Origin of the sequence: Mesorhizobium sp. M0778, from assembly GCF_040320105.1 — a bacterium.
GTDB lineage: Bacteria > Pseudomonadota > Alphaproteobacteria > Rhizobiales > Rhizobiaceae > Mesorhizobium.
Genome location: NZ_JAMYPA010000018.1, coordinates 1 through 17,662, shown reverse-complemented (window position 1 = coordinate 17,662; position 17,662 = coordinate 1). Strand labels below are relative to the sequence as shown.

At 61.2% G+C, this 17,662-nt stretch carries 17 protein-coding genes, 1 tRNA gene and 1 pseudogene; 6 read left to right on the top strand and 13 right to left on the bottom strand.

Annotated elements, in window-relative coordinates:
• Positions 1–123: 123 nt before the first annotated feature.
• The 11 genes and pseudogenes from NKI22_RS22655 to NKI22_RS22605 form a co-directional block, all read right to left on the bottom strand.
• Positions 124–816, bottom strand: a complete 693-nt coding sequence (locus tag NKI22_RS22655) for a response regulator transcription factor (RefSeq protein WP_023718987.1) — start codon at positions 814–816, stop codon at positions 124–126.
• Positions 813–3,548 carry a DUF4118 domain-containing protein gene (locus NKI22_RS22650; protein WP_023718988.1) on the bottom strand — a complete coding sequence of 912 codons (2,736 nt, stop codon included), beginning with the start codon at positions 3,546–3,548 and terminating at the stop codon, positions 813–815. Before NKI22_RS22650 ends, NKI22_RS22655 begins: the two co-directional genes overlap by 4 nt.
• 52 nt (positions 3,549–3,600) lie before the next feature.
• Complete coding sequence (gene kdpC / locus NKI22_RS22645; protein ID WP_023718989.1) at positions 3,601–4,170, bottom strand: potassium-transporting ATPase subunit KdpC; 570 nt, start codon at positions 4,168–4,170, stop codon at positions 3,601–3,603.
• Between the two features lie 12 nt (positions 4,171–4,182).
• Positions 4,183–6,276 carry a potassium-transporting ATPase subunit KdpB gene (gene kdpB / locus NKI22_RS22640; protein ID WP_023718990.1) on the bottom strand — a complete coding sequence of 698 codons (2,094 nt, stop codon included), beginning with the start codon at positions 6,274–6,276 and terminating at the stop codon, positions 4,183–4,185.
• 213 nt (positions 6,277–6,489) lie between these two features.
• A pseudogene (gene kdpA / locus NKI22_RS22635) lies at positions 6,490–8,195 on the bottom strand (potassium-transporting ATPase subunit KdpA).
• A gap of 25 nt (positions 8,196–8,220) precedes the next feature.
• Entirely contained in the window at positions 8,221–8,310 is a 90-nt protein-coding gene (locus tag NKI22_RS22630) for a K(+)-transporting ATPase subunit F (RefSeq protein WP_023675300.1), read from the bottom strand.
• Between the two features lie 335 nt (positions 8,311–8,645).
• The gene (locus NKI22_RS22625; RefSeq protein ID WP_352548342.1) at positions 8,646–10,127 is read right to left on the bottom strand and encodes a hypothetical protein; all 1,482 of its coding nucleotides are present in this window, start codon (positions 10,125–10,127) and stop codon (positions 8,646–8,648) included.
• Positions 10,128–10,283: 156 nt separating this feature from the next.
• The gene (locus tag NKI22_RS22620; protein ID WP_036244723.1) at positions 10,284–10,466 is read right to left on the bottom strand and encodes a hypothetical protein; all 183 of its coding nucleotides are present in this window, start codon (positions 10,464–10,466) and stop codon (positions 10,284–10,286) included.
• Complete coding sequence (locus NKI22_RS22615; protein WP_023718995.1) at positions 10,466–10,654, bottom strand: DUF3606 domain-containing protein; 189 nt, start codon at positions 10,652–10,654, stop codon at positions 10,466–10,468. Before NKI22_RS22615 ends, NKI22_RS22620 begins: the two co-directional genes overlap by 1 nt.
• Positions 10,655–10,909: 255 nt before the next feature.
• Complete coding sequence (locus NKI22_RS22610) at positions 10,910–11,140, bottom strand: hypothetical protein (RefSeq protein ID WP_023718996.1); 231 nt, start codon at positions 11,138–11,140, stop codon at positions 10,910–10,912.
• Between the two features lie 408 nt (positions 11,141–11,548).
• Positions 11,549–11,983 carry a DUF3597 domain-containing protein gene (locus NKI22_RS22605; protein ID WP_023718997.1) on the bottom strand — a complete coding sequence of 145 codons (435 nt, stop codon included), beginning with the start codon at positions 11,981–11,983 and terminating at the stop codon, positions 11,549–11,551.
• Between the two features lie 320 nt (positions 11,984–12,303).
• On the opposite strand from NKI22_RS22605, the gene NKI22_RS22600 reads away from it, so the two are divergent.
• The 4 genes from NKI22_RS22600 to NKI22_RS22585 all read left to right on the top strand — a co-directional run bounded on the left by NKI22_RS22600 (position 12,304) and on the right by NKI22_RS22585 (position 14,853).
• On the top strand, positions 12,304–12,729 hold the full coding sequence (locus tag NKI22_RS22600; protein WP_031194003.1) for a cupin domain-containing protein: 426 nt from the start codon (positions 12,304–12,306) through the stop codon (positions 12,727–12,729).
• Positions 12,730–12,849: 120 nt separating this feature from the next.
• Positions 12,850–13,458: a YdeI/OmpD-associated family protein gene (locus NKI22_RS22595; RefSeq protein ID WP_023718999.1), complete on the top strand. Its 609-nt coding sequence runs from the start codon at positions 12,850–12,852 to the stop codon at positions 13,456–13,458.
• 443 nt (positions 13,459–13,901) lie between these two features.
• Positions 13,902–14,174 (top strand): hypothetical protein, encoded by a 273-nt coding sequence (locus tag NKI22_RS22590; protein WP_031194005.1) that lies wholly within the window; start codon positions 13,902–13,904, stop codon positions 14,172–14,174.
• A 271-nt stretch (positions 14,175–14,445) separates the two neighbouring features.
• Entirely contained in the window at positions 14,446–14,853 is a 408-nt protein-coding gene (locus NKI22_RS22585) for a heme-copper oxidase family protein (RefSeq protein WP_023719001.1), read from the top strand.
• A 419-nt stretch (positions 14,854–15,272) separates the two neighbouring features.
• On the opposite strand, the gene NKI22_RS22580 is transcribed toward NKI22_RS22585, so the two are convergent.
• Together NKI22_RS22580 and NKI22_RS22575 are read right to left on the bottom strand one after the other, a co-directional pair.
• Positions 15,273–15,761, bottom strand: coding sequence for a GNAT family N-acetyltransferase (locus tag NKI22_RS22580; protein WP_352548339.1), 489 nt, complete (start codon positions 15,759–15,761; stop codon positions 15,273–15,275).
• A gap of 183 nt (positions 15,762–15,944) precedes the next feature.
• Positions 15,945–16,034: transfer RNA gene (locus tag NKI22_RS22575), tRNA-Ser, on the bottom strand.
• A gap of 421 nt (positions 16,035–16,455) precedes the next feature.
• Here NKI22_RS22575 and NKI22_RS22570 point away from each other — a divergent pair.
• Both NKI22_RS22570 and msrA read left to right on the top strand, forming a co-directional pair.
• The gene (locus tag NKI22_RS22570; protein WP_352958906.1) at positions 16,456–16,779 is read left to right on the top strand and encodes a hypothetical protein; all 324 of its coding nucleotides are present in this window, start codon (positions 16,456–16,458) and stop codon (positions 16,777–16,779) included.
• A 72-nt stretch (positions 16,780–16,851) separates the two neighbouring features.
• Positions 16,852–17,514 (top strand): peptide-methionine (S)-S-oxide reductase MsrA, encoded by a 663-nt coding sequence (msrA, locus tag NKI22_RS22565; RefSeq protein WP_023719003.1) that lies wholly within the window; start codon positions 16,852–16,854, stop codon positions 17,512–17,514.
• Positions 17,515–17,662: the final 148 nt, after the last annotated feature.

Here is a 17,662-nt window from a genome sequence, read left to right as displayed (position 1 = left end):
CCTCAGATTAATATAGGGGTTTTGCCCGGCGATGCCATGGCCGCCGCTGATTCGCGGCGAATTGCTACGTCGTCCTGCCGGCTTTGAGGAGGCATTGCGGTACGCGAGGCTGGCTCTCCCATTTCACTCGACTTCGCGCAGCCGATATCCGACGCCGGTCTCGGTGGTGATATAACGGGGCTGGTCGGGCATCTTTTCGATCTTTTGCCTGAGTTGCCGGACATAGACCCTGAGATATTGAACGTCGGTGGAATCGCCCCAGACCTGCTTCAGCAGGAATTGGTGGGTGAGAACCTTGCCGGCGTGCTGTACGAGGATGCGGAGGATGTCGTATTCCTTCGGCGAGAGCTTTATCTCCTTGTCCTCGACCTTGACGATGCGCTTCACCAGATCGACGGAGAGGTCGCCGGTGTGGAACACCGGTTTCTCACCCTGCTGCTGGAACTTGTGGCGCAGCGCCACGCGGATGCGTGCCACAAGCTCGTTCATACCGAACGGCTTGGTGACATAATCGTCGGCGCCGAGTTCGAGGGCCGAGACGATGCCGGCCTCATCAGTGCGGCTCGAAAGAATAACCACGGGAATGTCCAGGCCATCATCCCGCCATTTGCGCAGCAGCTCATGCCCGCTCATGCCGGGCAGGCCGAGATCGAGGAGGACCAGGTCCGGCTTTTCCGTCTCCATGAGTTCAATCGCCGCGCTGGCGTTCGGCGCCTCGCTGATCGCATAGCCTTGGCTGCCGAGCCCGACGCGAAGCAGTTTCCGGATCGGCGGCTCGTCGTCGACCACCAATATCCTGACGTCCAAATTCGTCATGACAGGTGGTCCATGTTTCGATCGTCAGCATCGGGTTCACCGACATCGGGGAGTTCTGCCGGCACCGGCATTCTTATGGTGAAAACCGCGCCCGAGCGGTCGGTCCTGTTCGCCGCCGAGAGCGTCCCGCCCATCGCTTCGATGAAGCCGCGGCAAATCGACAATCCGAGCCCGGTGCCGGCACGCACCTGGTCACCCTTGCGCACACGGTAGAAAGTGTCGAAAACGCGCTCCAGGTCCGCTGGCGGAATGCCTGGTCCCTCATCCATGATCTGCAGGATGACGCTGCCATTGTCGGCCCAGGCCTGCAGGCGGATCGTCGAACCTGGCGGCGCGTATTTTGCGGCATTGTCGAGGAGATTGAACAGCACCTGCTCGAACAGAACGGGATCGACACGCAACATCGGCAGATCCGATGGAATATCGATCTCGGTCTTGTGCTCGCCGACGATTTTGCGGGCCCGATGCAGGGCTGAGCCGACAATGTCGCCGACATAGTGGAACGCATAATTTGGCTCCATCGTGCCGGACTCTATCTTGGTCATGTCGAGCAGATTGGCGATGAAGCGGTTCAGCCTTTCCGATTCATCAAGCACGGTCGACAGCAGTCCCGCCCGGTCCTGCTCGGGAAGCGCGGCTTCGAAGTCCCTGAGTGTTCCGGCCGCGCCCATGATGGCGGCAAGCGGCGTTTTCAAATCGTGGGAAATGGAGGTGAGCAAGGCCGAGCGCAGACGGTCTGCCTCGGCCGCAAGCTTGGCCCGGTCAACATCGGCGACGAGCTGGATGCGCTCGATGGCGACCGCCGCCTGGTCGGCGAGCGCATCGAGCAGACGCTGCTGGTCGGGTGTCAGCAGCGGGCCTTGCTTGTCGTTGTCGAGGCCAACGACGCCCACCGCCGTGCGTCCGGTCCGCAAGGGCAGATAGAGGCGTTTTGCGCCCGGCAGCGTGTCGGCGCCGCGCCCGGCGGCGCGGTTGTGTTCCCAGGCCCAGAGCGCTGCGGCAATGTCTGCCTCGGCCAGCGTGTCGTCGGGCGGGTAGCCGGCCTTGACCACAATCGTGCCGTTCTCCGGCAGAAGCAGCACCACGCGAAGCTTCAGCATCGAGGCGATCTGGAAGGCAGTCGCCCAGAGAACGTCGTCGAGCGTGCCCGTTCCGGCCAGTTTCTTGGAGAACAAATAGAGATCCTCGGTAGTGCGGGCGCGGGATTGTGCTGCCACGACCTGGCGCTGCACCCGAGCCGTCAAATTGCTGGCGATGATCGCCACGCAGAAGAAGAAGCCGAGTGCGACGGCGCTTTCAGGATCGCTGATATTCAGCGTGTAGAGCGGATCGAGGAAGAAGAAATTGAAGACCACGGCGCTGAGAACGGAAGCGAATATCGCCGGCCAAAGCCCGGCCGTGACCGCTGACGCCAGCACAGCCATGAGAAAGACAAGAGCGATGTTGCGCACATCCAGCACGCGCGACAGCAATTCGCCGAACAACAGCCCTGCCACGACATAGAAGACGACAGTCAGATAGGGCCTGATGTCGAGGCGCGGTGGTTGAGCGGGAGTCAGCCCCCGCGACGGCGGGACTTGCGCCTGGGCGTCACCGGAGACGACGTGAACGCTGATCTTGCCGGCATCGCGTATCAGGTCATAAGTGACGGAGCCGTCAAATAACTGCCGCCAGCGCGACTTGCGTGGCTTGCCAGTGATGATGTGGGTAACGTTATTGGCCGCCGCATAGCGCAGGATGTCTACGGCAACGTCGTGGCCAGGTATGGTCACGGCAACACCGCCCAATTGTTCAGCAAGGCGAAGCGTTGATGCCAGCCTGTCGCGATCCTGCTCGGACAGCCCGGTCGAGCGTGGCGTCTCGACATAGAGCGCCAGCCACGAGGCGCGAAGCCGCTCTGCCTGGCGGCGGGCATAGCGTACAAGCGACGCGCTGCGCGGATCCTCATCGACCCAGACCAGGACACGCTCGCTGGCCGCCCACGGTCCCGGGATGGCGTGTGCCTGCATATGGTTGAGCAACTGCTCATCGACCCGCTGGGCGGTGCGGCGAAGCGCCAACTCCCTGAGCGCCGTCAGATTGCCCGGCGAGAAATAGTTCTCGATGGCGCGCTGGGCGGTGTTGGGGAAGTAGACCTTGCCTTCCTCCAGCCGCTTGATCAGGTCGTCGGGGGTGAGGTCGATGATCTCGACATCGTCGGCTTGATCGATGATGGAGTCGGGGACGGTTTCACGCACCCTGACGCGTGTGATCTGGGCCACGACGTCGTTCAGGCTTTCGACGTGCTGGATGTTCAGTGTCGTGTAGACATCGATCCCGTGCGTCAGGATTTCCTGGACGTCGAGGTAGCGCTTGGGGTGGCGGCTGCCGGCGACGTTGGTGTGGGCGAGTTCGTCGACCAGAACCAGCGCCGGGCGCCGGGCGAGGATGGCGTCGAGATCCATCTCCTCGAGAATGCGCCCCTTGTAGTCGATCTCAAGGCGAGGAATGACCTCGTAGCCTTCGACCAGCGTCTGCGTCTCCTTGCGACCATGCGTCTCGACGATGCCGATCACCACGTCGATCCCGTCGGCCAGCCTGGCGCGGCCTGACATCAGCATCTCGTAGGTCTTGCCGACACCGGGAGCGGCGCCGAGAAATATCCTCAGGCGACCTCGCTCCTCCCGCTCGGCATGCTCAAGCAGCGCGTCGGGAGAGGGCCTGGTTTCGGCGGTGCGGCTGTCGTCTGGCATTAGGATCAATCATGAACGGCGCCGGCTTCGGTGTCGATCCCGGCGCCCGCCATCATTGTTTCGTGGCATCGTCCAGCGCAAGGTTGAGGGCCAGCACATTGACCACCGGCTCGCCTATAAAGCCCAATTCGCGATCCTCGACATGGCTGTCGACAAGCGATTTGATCCTGGATTCATCGACGTTCCTGGCCCTGGCCACCCTGGTGACCTGAAAATAGGCCGCATCGGGGCTGATATGCGGATCGAGGCCGCTGCCGGACGTGGTGACCAGATCCATCGGCACCGGCTGGTTCGGGTTTTCGGCCCTCAACTTTTCGGCGTCGCTCTTGATACGGTCGATCAGCTTCGGGTTAGTCGGGCCGAGATTTGAGCCGCCCGAGGCGGCGGCATTGTAACCGTCGCCGGCAGCTGACGGACGGCCATGGAAGTAGCGGTCGCTGGTGAAAGTCTGGCCGATCAGCTCGGAACCGATGACCTTGCCGTTCCTCTCGATCAGGCTGCCATTGGCCTGGCCCGGAAACAGCGCCTGGGCAATGCCGGTCATGCCGATCGGATAGACCAAACCCGTCAGAACGGAGAAGAAGACGATCATGACGATAGCGGGCCTGATTTGATTGAGCATCGACGTGGTTCCTTATGCGAGACCGAGAGCAGTGATGGCCATGTCGATCACCTTGATGCCGACGAAGGGCACGACGACGCCGCCAAGGCCGTAGACTATGAGATTGCGGCTGAGCAGCGCACCGGCGCCGACAGCGCGGTATTTGACGCCCCTCAGCGACAGCGGGATCAGCGCGATGATGATCAGCGCGTTGAAGATGATGGCCGAGAGGATAGCGCTCTGCGGCGTTGCCAGATGCATGACGTTGAGCGCTTGCAGCGGCCCGGCGGTTTGGCCCGGGGCGATGTAGAAGACGGCGAATATTGCCGGGATGATGGCAAAATACTTTGCGACGTCGTTGGCGATGGAGAAGGTCGTCAGCGAACCACGCGTCATCAGCAGCGCCTTGCCGATTTCGACGATCTCGATCAGCTTGGTCGGATCGCTGTCGAGATCGACCATGTTGCCGGCCTCGCGTGCCGCGACCGTGCCGGTGTTCATGGCGACGCCGACATCGGCCTGCGCAAGCGCCGGCGCGTCGTTGGTGCCATCACCGCACATCGCGACCAGCTTGCCCTTGGCCTGTTCGTCGCGGATCAGCTTCAGCTTGTCCTCGGGCGTCGCCTGGGCAAGGAAGTCGTCGACGCCGGCTTCCGCCGCGATCGCCGCCGCGGTCATCGGATTGTCGCCGGTGATCATCACCGTGCGGATGCCCATGCGGCGCAATTCGGCAAAGCGTTCTGCGATGCCGCCCTTGACGATGTCCTTCAGGTGGACGACGCCGAGCAGGCGCCCATCGCGCTCGACCGCCAGCGGGGTGCCGCCGGATTTGGCGATCTCGTCGGCGATGGTTTGAAGGTCGCGGACGGTGTCGCTGCCGGGGCGCGTACTGCCTGTGGCAATGGTCGAGAGGTTGACGCGGGCAAGCACCGCATCGACTGCGCCCTTGCGGACCGAGGAGCCTTCCAGGTCGACGCCGCTCATGCGGGTTTGCGCGGTGAAGGGCACGAAACTCGCGTGCAGGCTTGCCATGTCGCGGGCGCGGATGGCGTATTTCTCCTTCGCCAGCACGACGATCGAGCGGCCTTCCGGCGTTTCGTCGGCAAGCGAGGCAAGTTGGGCGGCGTCGGCCAGTTCCTGTTCGGTGACGCCCCTGACCGGACGGAATGCCGTTGCCTGGCGGTTGCCCAGCGTGATCGTGCCGGTCTTGTCGAGCAGCAGCGTGTCGACATCGCCGGCCGCCTCGACGGCGCGGCCCGACATGGCGAGCACGTTGAAACGCACCAGGCGGTCCATGCCGGCGATGCCGATGGCCGACAGCAGGGCGCCGATCGTGGTCGGGATCAGCGTGACGAACAGGGCGACCAGCACCGTCACCGAGATATAGCCGCCCGAATAGGAGGCAAAACTCGGGATCGTCGCTGTCGCCAGCACGAAGATCAGCGTCATGCCGACGAGCAGGATGTTGAGCGCGATCTCGTTGGGTGTCTTCTGGCGCTCGGCGCCTTCGACCAGCGAGATCATGCGGTCGAGGAACGTATGGCCGGAAGCCGCGGTGATGCGCACCCGGATCCAGTCGGACAAGACTTGCGTGCCGCCGGTCACCGCCGAACGATCGCCTCCGGATTCGCGGATGACAGGTGCGGATTCGCCAGTGATCGCCGCCTCGTTGACCGAAGCCACGCCTTCGACCACCTCGCCATCCGAGGGGATGATGTCGCCGGCTTCGACAAGCACGATATCGCCGACCTTCAGGCTGGTGCCGGGCACCAGCTTGAACTTGCTCCGATCGCCGCCGTTCAACAGCTTGGCTTGCGTCTCGGTTCGCGCCCGACGCAGCGAGTCTGCTTGCGCCTTGCCGCGGCCTTCGGCCACCGCTTCGGCGAAGTTGGCGAAAAGCACTGTGAACCACAGCCAGATGATGATCTGCAGCGTGAAGCCAAGATCGCCGCCGCTGGTAACGAGATCTTTGACGAACAGCACGGTGGTGAGCGCCGAGACGACGGCGACGACGAACATCACCGGGTTTCGCATCAAGGTGCGCGGGTTCAGTTTTCTGAAGGATCCGCCGATGGCGGGCAACAGAATGCGGGGATCCATGATGCTCACGGATTTCGACTGGCTCATTTGGTGGCTCCAGTGTCGATGTTGGTGACCGGTCGATCGTGTGCCGAACGAAGGTGCGGCGGCCCGTAAGCCAGCAGCCAGATAATGATCAAGGCTGCCGCAATAGCGAGGAATGTGGACAGGGTCGGGAAAGGAGGAGGTGTTTTCTCCCCCTCCGGCTCGGGACGATGCCGGGCCTTTCGAGATATGATCTTGAACCAGGGCATGGCCGTTTCAGAATGTCTGACGGTGAATCATCGCCAGGTGCTCGACGATCGGTCCGACCGCCAGGGCCGGGAAGAAGGTCAGGCCACCAACGATCAGGATGACACCGACCAACAGCCCGACGAACAGCGGACCGTCGGTCGGGAAGGTGCCGGCGGAGGCAGGGACGGTCTTCTTCGCCACCAGCGATCCAGCAATCGCCAGCGCCGGAATAATGACCAGGAAGCGGCCCATCAGCATGCCGATGCCGAGCGTTATGTTGTACCAGGGCGTGTTGCCGCTGAGACCGCCAAAGGCGGAGCCATTGTTCGCCGCGGCCGAGGTGTAGGCATAGAGGACCTCGGAGAAGCCGTGCGGGCCGGCGTTGGCGATGGAAGCAACGCCGGTCGGCAGCACCACCGCGATGGCGGTGAAGACCAGCATCGCCAGCGGCAGGCAGAGGACGGCCAGCATTGCCATCTTGACCTCCTTGGCCTCGATCTTCTTGCCGAGATATTCGGGCGTGCGTCCGACCATCAGCCCGGCAACGAAGACGGCGATCACGATGAACATCAGGATACCGTAGAAGCCGGCCCCGACGCCGCCGACAATGACCTCGCCGAGCTGCATGTTGATGATGGGGATCATGCCGCCGAGTGCGGTGAAGCTGTCATGCATGGCGTTGACCGCGCCGCAGGACGCGGCGGTGGTGATGACGGCAAACAGTGCCGACAGAGCGATGCCGAAGCGGCTTTCCTTGCCCTCCATGTTGCCGCCGTCGATGCCCAGCGCATGGACGAGCGGATTGCCGGCGGCCTCGGCCCAGTAGCAGACGGCAACGCCGGCGATGAACAGCACGCCCATCGCCGACAGAATTGCCCAGCCCTGGCGCTGGTTGCCGACCATGCGACCGAAGACATTGGTTAGCGCCGCGCCGAAGGTGAAGATCGTCACCATCTGGATCAGGTTCGAGATCGCGTCGGGATTTTCGAAGGGATGCGCTGCATTGGCGTTGAAGAAGCCGCCGCCATTGGTGCCGAGCATCTTGATGGCAACCTGCGAAGCGACCGGCCCGACCGCGATCGTCTGTTGCGCGCCTTCCAGCGTCGTCGCGTTGACGTAAGCACCAACCGTCTGCGGCATACCGAGATAGACATAGACAAGCGTCAACACGATGGGCAGAACGGCACAAGCAGATAGAGCGTGCAGCGGGTCATATCGACCCAGAAATTGCCGATCGATTTGCCTGAGGCTCTAGCAAAACCGCGGATCAGTGCGACCGCGATGGCGATGCCGGTCGCGGCCGACAGAAAGTTCTGCACGGTCAAGCCGGCCATCTGCACGAGATAGGACATCGTGCTTTCGCCGCCGTAGTTCTGCCAGTTGGTGTTGGTCATGAAGCTGGCGGCGGTGTTGAAGGCAAGCCCAGGTTCGACGGCGGTCATGCCGCCCGGATTGTAGGGCAGGCCGCCTTGCAGCCGCTGCAGGAAATAGAGCACCAGGAAGCCGGCCAGGTTAAAGAACAGCAGGGCCGCCGCATAGGAGGTCCAGTGCTGCTCCTCGCGCTCGCTGGTCCCGGACATACGGTAGAGCCCGCGCTCGAGCGGGGCCAGAATTGGCGACAGGAATGTGCGCTCGCCGCTGAAAACGCGATGCATGTAGCCGCCGAGCGGCTTGGCCAGCAAAACGACGATCCCGCAATAGACGAGGATCTGCAGCCATCCGTTGATTGTCATGGGGTTGGCTCCTTGCCAGCGGAGATCAGAAGCGTTCCGGGCGAACGAGGGCGTATGTCAGGTAAGCGAGAAGGAACAGGGTCACGGCGCCGCCGAGGATATAGTCGAAGAGCATGTTTCGATCCCCTAAACTTACAGCCCGTCGCAGGCTTTGATGTAACCGAAGCATAGAGCAAAGAACGAGATTCCTATCCCGACAACAATGATGTCCATCGTGCAATTTCCTATATTGAGTTTGTTCTTTTCAACTTTGACAAAACTGTCCAAGCCCGCTCACCGCTTCACATCGGCGGCCGGATACATCGCTCTGCCGAATATGGATCAAAGTGCCATAAAGGTTCGAGACGGGACGCGGAGCAAAGAAATCAAAATCCCATAAGGATTTCGCCGCCTCGGCGCTGGCCACAGCTTCAGGGGGAGGTGCGCACCGGCGCGCGAAGCTGCCGGGGATCAGTCTGCGCGGGTATAGATCAGAGCGTAATCGTCCGCATAGGCCCGCTTCCAGCCCAGTTCGTCGAAGAACGGAATGCGGCTGTCGTCGGCGGTCAACAATGCCCAGCCTATCGCATATTTCTCGAGCTGGGCTTTCAGGATCGGCTTGCCCCGGCTGTGCCCAGTCTGCTCATCCGTTTCCGTAAAGCCGTTCAGGAAGAGCTGATCCGCCCGGCCGTCGATAAACGTCTTGATGCCATGGAAAATCAGCGTGCCGCCGAAATTGTAGGAATTCAGCAGATTGCCTGACAGATTATGGGCTTGGGCGAAGGCCAGCGCATCCCTCGCCGAAGTCTTCTGGCTCGGCACGACCGGATAGGCCAGGAAGACCGCGGCCGCCAAAACCAGCAAAACGGCAAGTCCAGCGCAAATTCTGGAAAATTGCCGCGCGAAAAATTGTTCAAGTCCGTCGCGCTTTTCCGCGGCCCATGTAGGGGCTGAAAGCGCTGGATATTGTTGCGCAACCTCGACGGCAAGGACGACCGGGACAAGAAGAAAGAACAGGTACATGAACCGTGTGTGGGTGAGATAGACGTGCAAGGTGAAGACAAGGAACAGCGCCTTGGCCCAGCCAATACGCAATCTCGACACGAGCAGCCCGAAAAACGCCACCAGCAGGGCCACCTCCTGGAGGGTATGCCGCGAGGCGTCGAAGGGTTGCCACTCCGCAATGTAAGGCACCGCCTCATTGCCATAGGCCACGGTGAATGTGGCGAGTATGGCCTTGACGCCATAGGGATTGAGCAGGCTGACCAGCGGGCAAAGCAGCCCGAAAGCGATCCACTTGGCCAGCAGCCGGGGGTTCGACAAGCGCGTGCGCATGACGAGATCGAGGCCGGCGAAGGCGGCGATAATGAAACCGAAGGTGAAGGTGGCATGGAGATTGGCCCACAGGCAAAGCAGCGCCAGCAGCCATAGAGGCGGCGCTTTCTCGTTGCGTGCGGCTTGGAAAAGACCGGCGGTCCAGACGACGATAATGGGCAAGGTAAAGATGTGGGGTCGGGCGACATAGATTGGCCCGATCAAGAGCGCGAGCACCAGTGTCAGTGCTATCGCCAGCGTCGGCTTCAACGACGCGCTGAGATACCACGACGTCAAGAAGGCCGTCAGCGCGATTACCGCAGTCGCCAGCAGTACCACGCCGTTCCAGCCGCCGGCTTCGAAGGCAAGGGCAAGGAGAACCTGGCTAAGCCATTCCTTGGCGATCCATGGCTGGCCGGCAAAAGTGTAGGAGTAAATGTCGACGGAGGGGAATGTGCGGCTTGCCAGCATATCCATGCCGACCTTGATGTGCCACCAGCTATCGGGATCCTGCAGGAGGGAGGTGGCAAAGGCGAGGAGCGCCGTCGCCATCACGACGGCCGCCAGCAGGCAAAACACCAGCCTCACATGCCGTATGTCGTCTATCGACGGCCTCGCCTCACCAGACATCCCGCGCATATGGCATCCCTGAGCCGCGATAGCGGAAGGGATAGCCCGAATTTGTTAGAAAACCGATAAGCTACGGGATTGCGACCCCTGTGCCGCGCGTCTAACCGGCTGGGCACGTTGAGCAGCGACTATTAAGTTGCGGGTGACGGGCAGACCTCCGGCCGTTCAGCCCTCGGCCTTGAAGTTCTTGGCTTCCTTCTCGACCTTCGGGCTGTCCTTGCCGTGCTTGCGCATCAGATCCTTCGCCTGCTTCGGCGAAACGTCGGTGGTTTCGGCCAGGTGCAGAGCCTTCTTTTCGTCCGGATCGCGCGTCTTGCGGTCGGCCATTGCGGTTTTCTTGTTAGCCATTACGACGCTCTTATGCTCTCGGCGATTTCGTTCAGCACCTTGCGGTCGGTGCCGTGGCGCTTGATCAGCGTGCGTGCCTGATCAGGGGTAATGCCCGCTTCCTCGGCGAAATGACGTACCTCATAGTCTTCGCCGCCCGCCACTCGTGAGCGGTCGCGACTGTCGGTCCTGGTTTTGTCGTCGGCCATGGCAGCTCTCCTCATCTCAACGAGAGCATAACGGGCAAGATTTCAGCGAGTTCCTTCGAGCGTGTCGCCCAGTTGCCTACCCTCGGGCATGACCCGACATGAGCGGCGGTTTTTGCTCAAAGCAAGGGCACGGCGCCAGGCTGGCCTTCGCGCACAAAAAGGCTCGCTTCCTTGGCCGCACCAGTAAATTTCCGCCGCGCGCTGCCAACCGCCCGCCACTGCTCCTGGGCGCAGCCTGGTATTCGTTGCGGATTGCTAAGGGTAGCGATGGTCGAACACGACCCCCATGGTCCTACCAACGGCCGTCATGACGATAATCTCGACCAGATCGTCGTCACTGTCACCGCAGGCCGGGGCCGTCCGGCGAACGATGTCCAGCATCGCCCTCGTCGATATGGTGTCGCCGGCGCCGAATCTTGAAAGCGCAGATGAAACAAGCTCTTGGGCCGTCAAGTCGGCGACAGTCACCCTCTGCACCACGTTCATTGGCTTCCTCCCACCATGAACCCTCTCCCGCGAGAATGATACGCCGAACGTCGGGTTTCGCCAGCGAAATGGTGGTCCTACCAGCACGCGGGGCAGCGACCGAAATCGTCGGTTTTGCGTGAGGCAATCCAGGCGCGAGGCGGCAGCACTTTTGTGCCATGCGACTTCGCCACAGACCCATCCCGGCGGCCGGGATGGGTCTCAATTTATTTACTTGGCAGTTTGATTGCTTGGCAGTCGGGTCTGCTCGGTTGCGGTCGAAGTCAGCGCAGCAAGAACCACGGTGCGGGCAGGACCAGGACGGTTCTTCGTTTCACGGAACGCCGAACCGGTCTGTCTTTTTTGTTTGACGCAATTCCGGATGGAAAACCGTTCACACGTTTTCCTGGAATTGCTTGTCTTATGACTCTAGGCGGCCATATCGCTCGGAAGCTTGCCGCCATTCTCGACCAGCTTTTTCATCAGTGCATCATGCAGCCACAGATTCATCGTTACGGTGTCGTTCATGTCGCCGGTGTAGTTCAGCTCGTGAGCAAGCTCCTTGCGGGCGCCGAGGCTGCTATCGATATTCAGAGCCTTCATCAGGTCGACGATCGAATTCTTCCAGTTGAGCTTTTGCCCTTTCGCGGCCACCGCCTTGTCGAGAATGGCAGCGATGTCAGGAGCAGAGGACGGCGCGGATGGCGTTGCCGGAGCCGGGGTTGCAGCCGGGTCGGGTCGGGTAGGCGCCGTCGGCTGGGTGGCCGTGCTCGAAGCAGGCGCGGGAGACGGTTGCGCCGGCGGCGCTTCGGCCGCAACCGCGTTTCCGAAAATCGCACCTTTGATACTGTCGAAAATGCCCATTGCTATCTCCTGGGTTGCCTTCACGGTGTGTTGCCTTGACGGTCGGTGAGGCGACCGTTGCCGAATTCGCATTGAGCGCCCTGGTTGTACCGGACCACGAACGCAACGCAGGGGCAACTCCAAACTGGCTGAAAGGTAAAGGCTTGGTTGCATGGTGAAATCGGCTCAGTGATCCGACCCCAGAGTAGAATGGTCAGATCGCGGCACGACAAATAGTTACGCGCAATGGGCGAGGGAAACGGTTGGCAGCCAGTTTTGCTGACGCAGACCAGAAAAATCATCTAGATTCGTGTTCGCCATTCGCTGAGAGGAACGAAGCCATGACAGCAGTCGTCGCATCCGACAGGCTCGAACGTTCGCTGGTTTGGGCAGAGGACGATCCGTCGGTCAAATGGGCCGGCGCTTTCGCGGTTTACGGCGGGCACGGCACCACCCAGTCCTCAGTCATTGTCTACGAGATCGAGCCCGGCAAGCGGCTCGGCTGGCACACCGACGCCACCGAGGAGACGCAATACATCATCGCCGGCACCGGCGAGCTGCACATCGAGGGCGGCAGCATCCACCCGGTCAGGCCCGGCAGCGTCCTGGTACTTCCGACGCCGGTCCGGCACGACCTCGTCAACACCGGCACCGAAACCCTGCGCGCCGTCGCTTTCTTTGCGGCGGCGATGTTCACGCAGACATTCGACGACGTCATGCTGCCGCCGAAATCCCATGTCCTCGGCACGCCCAATCGCGCAGGCTGAACGCGTGCCAGCGGGAATCATCCGGCCTGCGGATTGCGGACTTGGAGCTGAGATGAGCGCGCGCGCGGCCGGCAAGCGGTTCGGCGTCGTTACGCGCCTGTGTCACGGGCGGACCGGCTGATGGCGCCCGTCAAGGTCGACCCGGCCAAGGTGCGCGAGTTCAGGGATGCCGAAAGCTTCCATGCCTGGCTTGGCGAGCATCACGACAGCGAGGACGAAGTCTGGATCAAGATCCATAAGCGCGATTCGGGGCTGCCGTCGATTACGCCGAAGCAAGCCATCGACGTGGCGTTATGCTGGGGCTGGATCGATGCGGTGCGCAAGGCCCTGGACGGCAAAAGCTATTTGCAGCGTTATACCCCGCGCGGCAAGAAGAGCACCTGGAGCCAGATCAACGTCGACAATGTCGCCCGGCTGATCGAGGAGGGCCGGATGACCGAGCATGGGCTGAGGCAGGCCGAGGCAGCCAAGGCCGACGGCCGCTGGGCGCGCGCCTATAGGAGCGGCAAGGAGATGAAGATCCCCGACGACCTCCAGGCGGCAATAGACGCCGAGCCCAAGGCGAAAGAGATGCTGGCGAAGCTCAGCGAGCAAAACCGCTTCGCGCTCGCCTTCCGCACCCACAACATGAAGACCGAAGCCGGACGCAAGAAGAAGATCGCGGCGTTCGTGGAGATGCTGAAGCGCGGCGAGACCATCCATCCGCAACGAAAACGCGATTCTGGCTGAACATTCTGACCGCGCTTGTCTCCCGCATCTTGTGCTTGTCCCGAATGCGGCCGGATCGCTGCTCAGCCTTCGATCCTGGCGATGTCGCCGACGATTGTTTTCGGCGAGCGTCGCCTGACATTTCGACAACATCTCTCATTCGTTTGATCGATGCAGGAACAAAGCTCCGTCCTCACAGTCGGTATGGTATATTAGCAGGCGCTGTTATGAGGTTTTTGCCCGTTCAGGAGCCGACTGGCACGTGGGCCGTGTTTGATGCGACCGTGGACGTGCCTGCGGATTTCGCGGGCAGTTGCCTTATCGGCTTGCCGCGGGAGCGGGCGGAGTGGCTCGCAGCAAGAGCCAATCGAGATGCTGCAAAAGGCACTTCGACTTGGCGGTTGTCAGCTGCCGGACCGGCAAAAGCCGCGGTTCTTAGACTTAGACCGTTAGGAGAGATTTCGATGATGCACGAACAGGTAATGGAAGCTGCGTTGGCAGCCAGAAATCAGGAAGTGGATATTTGTGGTGTCTTCGACATCACCAACAAAACCGATGCGCCAATTGGCTCTCGCCGATTGGGCGAGGCTATCCACTTTGTCGCCAATGCACCTATCGTTGGCTATGATGTTCACGCCGCCGTCATCCGATATGGCCCACTCGGAACCCCCAGCCTCAGAGCAACAGATTGCACACAGCTGTGGGAGAAGTTTGGCGAGGCCTTGCTGCAACACTGACAGGCTGACCTTTGGCGCGTATGGCACCACCATCGTGCAGGTCACTTCCCTTGTGAGAACGACGTGGAAGCCTGGCGGGTGATATTGCAATCAAATTAGCGTGAGCGCATATTTTTTACCGGCTGGACTCGCAACCGGCCAGTCTCGGTGGCCGGCCGCCAACGGGCCGTCAGGCCGCCAACAAATGGTTCGGCAGGCCCGATGGTCCCCCTTGGCAAGGTCGCCGGAAACAAAGCATGATGCGGCGGCAAAACGGGTTTGGGAGAATGACATGCCTAAGGTTTCGGAGCTCTTTTTCAAGACAGCCATCGTCTTTCTTATTCTGGGAATTGCAGCTGGCCTGCAGATGGCAATTTCAGGCGATCACGGCGCGTTTCCGGCTCACGCGCACATCAACCTGCTGGGATGGGTCACCAGTGCAATATTCGGCGGCTATTATGCGCTGAACCCGGCGAAGGCTGCCCGCAGGACGGCGATGATCCACTATGGCGTCTACAATCTCGGCCTGGTCGTGATGTTGCCGGCGCTTTACCTGATGCTGCAGGGAAATCCGGCGCTCGAGCCGATCGTCGCCACCGGCTCAATGATTGTCGCTGTCGCCGTGCTGATCTTTGCCTTCGTGGTTTTCTCCGGCGAAACAGAGCGCTCGGTCTCGGGAATACAAGCCGTTCCGCGCTAGACGCGTAGCGACACTAACGAACCTGTCGAAGCCCGCGCTCTGGTGGAGCGCGGGTCGTTCGGCTTGTGGGCTGATCTGGGGTAAGGGGTGCGGCGCAGATGGAGCCGCTCAGTAGCGATCCTTCGCGCCCTCTGCAAATTACGAATTACGGTGACAGTGCACCATTTTCTTTTTCCCGCCTGTCGCGTTTCCCAATTTCACTGCTCTTTCCGGTTTGCTCGGCAATCACGGTCGAGAAGTGCTTCGCTGCCCATCGGTTGCGCGACATCGGCGGCGCGGTAATGCAAGTCGAGCCATGCGTTCAATTTACGCACAGCGACAGCCGAGCAAACATGACAAATAGTGCACTGTCGCCGTAATTCTGTCGCCGTAATTCAAAGTGCACTGTCACCGTAATTCAAACGTCCGCTTGCTGACCCTTAGCTGACTCTCACAAGCTTCTTGCAAAGTGCAATGTTGTACGGAACGCATCCTTGCGACCCAAAGAAATGCCGCGCGTCGAGATTGGCTGCCCAGATGCCCATAGCAATTTCGTCGATACCTTCGCAAGCAGCTCGCTGTTCAACATGGCACATCAAAGCTGCGGCAACTCCACGACGACGAGCTTCCGGCATAACCGAGATGTGGTGCACATAGATCAGGGGCCGAGGGAAAGTGAACGGCGTTTCTGGCAGCGACTGAATTTCAAACCAGACGTAGCCGACTGGAGCACGATCAATCTCAGCAATCGCGATCGAGCTCTTCGGATCAGCCAGCCTCGCTGCGAAGAATGTCCTCACCGCAGACGGATCGGCTGCCTGTTTGAAAACGTCTGGATGCAATTCAGCATGGAGACTCTGAACCACCTGATTGAGCCGAACGAGCGCGTCAAAGTCTGCCTCCGAGGCAGCCCGGATTTCCACTGACATTGAGACACCTCCCCGTTTGTAGACGACGCTGCGACGGTGATGTCTTTCTGTCAGCGAACGTCGGTCTTCCACCCATCTCGGCCATTGGCGGAGTTTTGACCCTAGTGATTAGTAGGCTGGTTAGTAGGCTACTAACCGAACCTTACCAAACGCCCGGAAAATAAAGGGTTTCTCGGGATTAGCTGGCGGAGAGAGCGGGATTCGAACCCGCGTTACGGTCTCCCGTAAACACACTTTCCAGGCGTGCGCCTTCAACCACTCGGCCACCTCTCCGTCCTTTTAGCATCTTCGACGCGGCCGGTTTCGCCGTGCGGGTTGGGGAGATGCATCTCCTTTGGGATTCCGGCCCGGAATTCCGGCCGTGGGCGCCGTCAACCAGCGGATACCCTTTCCCCGCACCCGAGCCGTCAAAGCAACACGCGCGGGGCTCATCTAGTCGATCCGGTGCCGAATGCCAAGACACTCTATTCGCTTTGCCGGATAGGGATGCTCAGCCCATGGCATCAGTGTGCTCGTTGGGCGCCTACAAACCAGTCGGCCGCGGCGTCTTCGCCGTCTGGCTCGTCAGCCGGCCCAGGTGCAAGCCGCCGGCGTAAGTTCAACTTCGCGTGTCGCGATTGCAGACGAAGCAGGTAAATCCTATTTAACAGTCCGACACGACATTCCGATAAACTCCTGGGGAGGAAGGGTCTGGATGTTCCGCTTCGTCTTTCGTCTCGCTGCAATGGTCGCGCTTTCGGTTTCGGTCATCATGGCCGTGCTCGACGCGACCCGGTCGGTGGCGGCTTCGGCGCTGGTGATGACCCCGCTCAACACCAGCTGGCTCGCCGTCTCGCCGGACACGCGCAGCGCCTTTGAAAGCTTCGTCCGCGACAAGCTCAATCCGCTGCTGTGGGACGGCGCCATCGCCTGGGTGCTCAGCCAGCCCGGCTTTGCCGTGTTCGCGATGCTGGCCTTCGTTCTTTATGCCATCGGCTACAGGCGGCAGCGCCCCAGCGGGCGGTTCGCCGCGACCTAAAATTCCTGCGTTCCCGGATCCAGCGTTCCCCGGATCGGGGAAGGCTCAAGCAAGAAGAAAAGGAAATCGCACATGTTTCTCAGCGATATGCTGAACAAGAAGCTCAACCTGCCGAAGCCCTCCGAGGCGTTGCCCGGCCGCGACCGGCCGATCCCGACGGCATCGAAGCATTTCGTCTCGAACAGGCCGCTCAAGGGTCCCTATCCCGAAGGGCTTGAGACGGCGATGTTCGGGCTGGGCTGTTTCTGGGGTGCCGAGCGCCTGTTCTGGCAGGTCGATGGCGTCTGGGTCACGGCGGCCGGCTATGCTGGCGGCGTCACGCCCAACCCGACCTATCAGGAAACCTGCACCGGGCTCACCGGCCATGCCGAAGTCGTGCTCGTCGTCTACGATCCGAAGATCGTGTCCTATGCCGAGCTTTTGAAGCTGTTCTGGGAAAGCCACGACCCGACGCAAGGCATGCGCCAGGGCAATGATGTCGGCACCACCTACCGTTCGGCGATCTACACGTTCAACGACGCGCAACACCAGGCGGCGCTCGCTTCGCGCGATGCTTACGAGGCTTCGCTGCGCGGTGCCGGACGCGGCAAGATCACCACCGAGATCGCGCCGGCGCCGGAATTCTACTTCGCCGAGGAAGACCACCAGCAATATCTGGCGAAGAACCCCTACGGCTATTGCGGCCTGCACGGAACCGGCGTCTCCTGCGCCATTCCGGCCGCCGTCTCCGCCTGATTTTGCGCCCCTGACGCAAGGAATATGCTGTGGGGGGGCGGGGGGGGGCGCCCCCGGGTGAAAAGGGGGAAAAATGAACAGGTATTTTTTTTTGGGGGGGGCGGCGTTGGGGCCGCGCGGGGGGGGTTTAAACAAAGGAGCAGGGGCG

Coding starts and splice junctions, on each gene's coding strand:
- NKI22_RS22655 (WP_023718987.1), bottom strand. CDS start 816: ATGACGAATTTGGACGTCAGGATATTGGTGGTCGACGACGAGCCGCCG.
- NKI22_RS22650 (WP_023718988.1), bottom strand. CDS start 3,548: ATGCCAGACGACAGCCGCACCGCCGAAACCAGGCCCTCTCCCGACGCG.
- kdpC (WP_023718989.1), bottom strand. CDS start 4,170: ATGCTCAATCAAATCAGGCCCGCTATCGTCATGATCGTCTTCTTCTCC.
- kdpB (WP_023718990.1), bottom strand. CDS start 6,276: ATGAGCCAGTCGAAATCCGTGAGCATCATGGATCCCCGCATTCTGTTG.
- NKI22_RS22630 (WP_023675300.1), bottom strand. CDS start 8,310: ATGCTCTTCGACTATATCCTCGGCGGCGCCGTGACCCTGTTCCTTCTC.
- NKI22_RS22625 (WP_352548342.1), bottom strand. CDS start 10,127: ATGCGCGGGATGTCTGGTGAGGCGAGGCCGTCGATAGACGACATACGG.
- NKI22_RS22620 (WP_036244723.1), bottom strand. CDS start 10,466: ATGGCTAACAAGAAAACCGCAATGGCCGACCGCAAGACGCGCGATCCG.
- NKI22_RS22615 (WP_023718995.1), bottom strand. CDS start 10,654: ATGGCCGACGACAAAACCAGGACCGACAGTCGCGACCGCTCACGAGTG.
- NKI22_RS22610 (WP_023718996.1), bottom strand. CDS start 11,140: ATGAACGTGGTGCAGAGGGTGACTGTCGCCGACTTGACGGCCCAAGAG.
- NKI22_RS22605 (WP_023718997.1), bottom strand. CDS start 11,983: ATGGGCATTTTCGACAGTATCAAAGGTGCGATTTTCGGAAACGCGGTT.
- NKI22_RS22600 (WP_031194003.1), top strand. CDS start 12,304: ATGACAGCAGTCGTCGCATCCGACAGGCTCGAACGTTCGCTGGTTTGG.
- NKI22_RS22595 (WP_023718999.1), top strand. CDS start 12,850: ATGGCGCCCGTCAAGGTCGACCCGGCCAAGGTGCGCGAGTTCAGGGAT.
- NKI22_RS22590 (WP_031194005.1), top strand. CDS start 13,902: ATGATGCACGAACAGGTAATGGAAGCTGCGTTGGCAGCCAGAAATCAG.
- NKI22_RS22585 (WP_023719001.1), top strand. CDS start 14,446: ATGCCTAAGGTTTCGGAGCTCTTTTTCAAGACAGCCATCGTCTTTCTT.
- NKI22_RS22580 (WP_352548339.1), bottom strand. CDS start 15,761: ATGTCAGTGGAAATCCGGGCTGCCTCGGAGGCAGACTTTGACGCGCTC.
- NKI22_RS22570 (WP_352958906.1), top strand. CDS start 16,456: ATGTTCCGCTTCGTCTTTCGTCTCGCTGCAATGGTCGCGCTTTCGGTT.
- msrA (WP_023719003.1), top strand. CDS start 16,852: ATGTTTCTCAGCGATATGCTGAACAAGAAGCTCAACCTGCCGAAGCCC.